This is a genomic window from Paenibacillus sp. N119s, from assembly GCF_059447605.1.
In genome coordinates this window covers 1-3,552 of sequence record NZ_JCAJRU010000354.1, presented here as the reverse complement: position 1 = coordinate 3,552, position 3,552 = coordinate 1, and the positions used below count along the sequence as shown (strand labels likewise).

4 protein-coding genes are annotated in these 3,552 nt (G+C 41.6%); all 4 read right to left on the bottom strand.

Annotation, left to right across the window (positions count from 1 at the left end; genetic code table 11):
• Positions 1-951, bottom strand: a 951-nt coding sequence (gene miaB / locus AC5V8P_RS24380) for a tRNA (N6-isopentenyl adenosine(37)-C2)-methylthiotransferase MiaB (protein ID WP_495473963.1), incomplete at its 3' end; no start/stop codon positions are given.
• A gap of 296 nt (positions 952-1,247) precedes the next feature.
• Entirely contained in the window at positions 1,248-1,820 is a 573-nt protein-coding gene (gene pduL / locus AC5V8P_RS24375) for a phosphate propanoyltransferase (RefSeq protein WP_063208825.1), read from the bottom strand.
• Positions 1,821-1,962: 142 nt separating this feature from the next.
• Positions 1,963-3,048, bottom strand: a complete 1,086-nt coding sequence (locus tag AC5V8P_RS24370) for a low temperature requirement protein A (protein ID WP_064798073.1) — start codon at positions 3,046-3,048, stop codon at positions 1,963-1,965.
• A 186-nt stretch (positions 3,049-3,234) separates the two neighbouring features.
• The coding region (locus tag AC5V8P_RS24365) for a membrane dipeptidase (protein WP_495473962.1) at positions 3,235-3,552 on the bottom strand (318 nt) is incomplete at its 5' end.

Sequence of the window (3,552 nt, the reverse complement as noted above, 5' to 3'; positions counted from 1 at the left end):
CAAATGGTCGTCAAAATCACGCGGATGTGAGGTCGTAAAACGCACACGTGGAATATTGATTTTGCGCATATCATCCATCAGATCCCCGAATCTGTAATTCATATCCTTCAAGTCCTTGCCATAGGCATTGACATTCTGACCCAACAGGGTGATCTCTTTAAATCCTTGACGGGCCAAATCCCGTACCTCAGCAATCACATCCTCTGGTCGACGGCTTCTTTCCTTACCACGTGTGAAGGGAACGATGCAATAGGTGCAAAACTTATCACAGCCGTACATGATGTTTACCCAAGCCCGCATACCCTCGCGCTTCTTCGGCAGGTTTTCAATAATGTCGCCTTCCTTGGACCACACTTCGACCACCATTTCTTTGCTAAAGAGTGCTTCCTTGACGAGTTGAGGCAAACGGTGAATATTATGGGTTCCAAAAATCATATCGACAAAACCGTGCTTTTGCATAATCCGGTTCACGACGTTCTCTTCCTGCGACATACAGCCACACACACCGAGCAACAGTCCCGGCTTTTCTGTTTTGAGATGCTTGAGGTGACCCAGCTCCCCAAACACTTTATCTTCTGCATTTTCACGGATAGCGCAAGTGTTCAGTAAAATGATATCTGCTTGCTTCCGATCCTCGGTTGCCTGGTAGCCCATTTGCTCCAGCAAGCCTTTGATTGTTTCGGAATCATGCTCATTCATCTGACAACCGAATGTATATACGATATAATGCTTACCCTCACCGATATGCTTTAGCTCATCTGGAACTGCGTTATCATATAATACCTGCACGTCCTCTTTACCGCGCTGCTTCTCTTTTCTATGGTTCGGCTCCGCCATTATGTTGATTTCACGTCCGCGAATACGAATCTTTTTGCTATGCTCATCTTCAGAAATAATCTTCGCATCCGAGAAATCAAAATATTGGGAGTAGTCTTTTGTCTCCTTAGCCATTCCTTGGTCACTCCTTACACCATCTATTTCACGAGCTCATTTATGCTTTTACTGTATCTGTAGACATTGCTTATTTTATTTAAGCCCTAAAAACCTTTGAAAAAGGCATTACACTAAATTATAGCATGATTTATAGGTCATAGCCATAGATCATCCCCGGATACCGATCGGATGCCATGTGATGCTAAGGTATTTATGTATATAGGTAAATATTTGTTTATTCTACTGCATATAAAAATAGCCCGACTCTTTTTGCAAGAGTCGGACTTTTACATCTTCCAGATCAAATACGTATATTAGTCAACGATTTCAGCGTTGTCACCGTTTTTCACACCAGCTCCGTTTGCTTCATCCGTGTCAATATGCATATCCAATGCAAAAGAATCGGACACACGTGCAATAACATTTTCAAATACAAGACCACGTTCGCCGCCAACACGTACTTTCAGCAGCTGCTTATCCTTAATGTCCCATTTAGCTGCATCGGATGTATGGAAATGAATATGGCGGGCTGCTACAATAACGCCTTCTTGCAGTTCCACTTCTCCAGCTGGTCCTTTTACTGTAATTCCTGGTGTACCATCAATGTTACCGGATTCGCGTACAGGTGCCTTTACACCAATAGCAAAGGAATCTGTGCGAGAGATTTCCAGTTGGGAAGCGGGGCGAGCAGGTCCCAAAATACGAACCTTATCAAATTGGCCTTTAGGACCAATTACAGCTACCGTTTCATTTGCGGCAAATTGTCCTGGTTGGGACAAAGGTTTAAATTCAGTCAATTGATAGCCTGCTCCGAACAAAATTTCAATATGCTCTTGAGTCAGGTGAATATGACGGGCGGAAACGCCGACAGGTACGATTTTAGTCATCGTGTGGTCACTCCTTTTTCTCTATACAATACTTTACACATCTATGCTATTATACTCCTATTTCGACAAGAAAGAAAAGGATAGCGCATAAAGTTCCCTTTTTCGCCCTAACCTGCATACATATTGTCCATATAAAACTTGATCAAACCGTTATTTTTGCAAACAGAAGAAAGAAAAGCATGATCTCAGCAACGATGAGATGAGGAGCAATAATAAATATATTCAGAATAAACAGGGCACCGAGGATTCCAGTTAAGAAAAAAATGACTCTGAGACGAGGTCTAAGATGACTTAATCTGTACCGATGGAATACCAATAAAACTGACATAAAATAAATAAAAACAGAAGCAAAAGTAAAGCAAAGTACAAAAGTATAGGCAACTTGCCCCAAAAATAAGAGCTGTATGGAAGCCGCAAGCATGCTAAGAGAAAGATAAATAAACAAATGACCATAAATAATAGTCTGACCTGCTGTTTGTTTTGATTTGTCTACGCGCTTCTCTATATTCTCAAAATATTGCCACCAGATTGCGATGACCAGTACAAATGTCAAAGCAGCAAATACAATGGAGGAAACTGTGAGATGATCGGATTGTAAAACAGAAAGTATACTTATCACTGATTCTCCAAGCAGGATTAAGGTAAATTGTGCAAACCGCTCCAAAAGATGCTCTGTATGGATAGGTGTGATCACCAGCTTTTTACGACCGATCAAAGGAACGAGGGTATCAACAGCAATTCCGGTATATAAAATCAAATATCGAACCCACGAGTCGAAGAAAAGGGAGCAGCTAGAGATGACTATCCCGACCCAAAGATAAGTTCCAAAAAAACGAGCAGTTTCCTGTTTATGAGCTTTTTCTTTGGAGACCGAAAGCAAATATTGAACGACAGTCAAACCTCTTAAGCCAATATAGCCAACAAAAAAAGATACATAATACGTATCAAAATCTACATTAAGGCTGGCAGTCATGATTAACACAAAAAATAATTGCAAAATCATAAAAATTCGATGCGTTATACTGTCTTGACCAAAACGATTGTTATAGACAGTTTGCCCCACCCATGCCCACCAGATTGGAATAAAAATCAAAATAAACTTCCCCAAATTATGCCAATCAATACTGCCATGCTCTACATGAACCAACACATGGGTCGCCTTGGAGACAGCTGCTACAAACAATAAATCATAGAAAAGTTCAAGCCAGGTAACCTTTTTTATCAACATGATGTAACGGAGCTCCCCTCTAGTATGGCGGTACAGCATGGTGATTGTTAGGCTCGCTTCTACTTATGTAAAATTTTGGCAATCATTAATTAGCACCATGCAGTCCGCGGATGCTCCAATTATTTAGTAATCGTTCTCGCTTTGTCAAGGAATTGCACAGACGAAAACAACTGCTATATCAGCTAATTAAGAAGATATTTTAGACGGCAGATTCGTTCGCAAATAGTCCAGCGCATGTTCTCCCAGCCATCCCTTGACCAGTTCCTCAGGATAATATTTCAACAATAGTTCTGCAAAAACCGGATATTTCCCCGAGTGCTCCAATCCCCGTACATGGGTCTCGATACCGTCAAAATCAGAGCCAAACATCAAATGTCTCTCGCCACCTAATGAACAGATGTGCTCAATGTGCGGTAGCAGGTCCTCAGCGTGCACTGTACCCTGCTCCTTCAGAAACATCGTGACAAAGGTCAATCCAATTCGTCCGTTACGGGCGATCAGTGC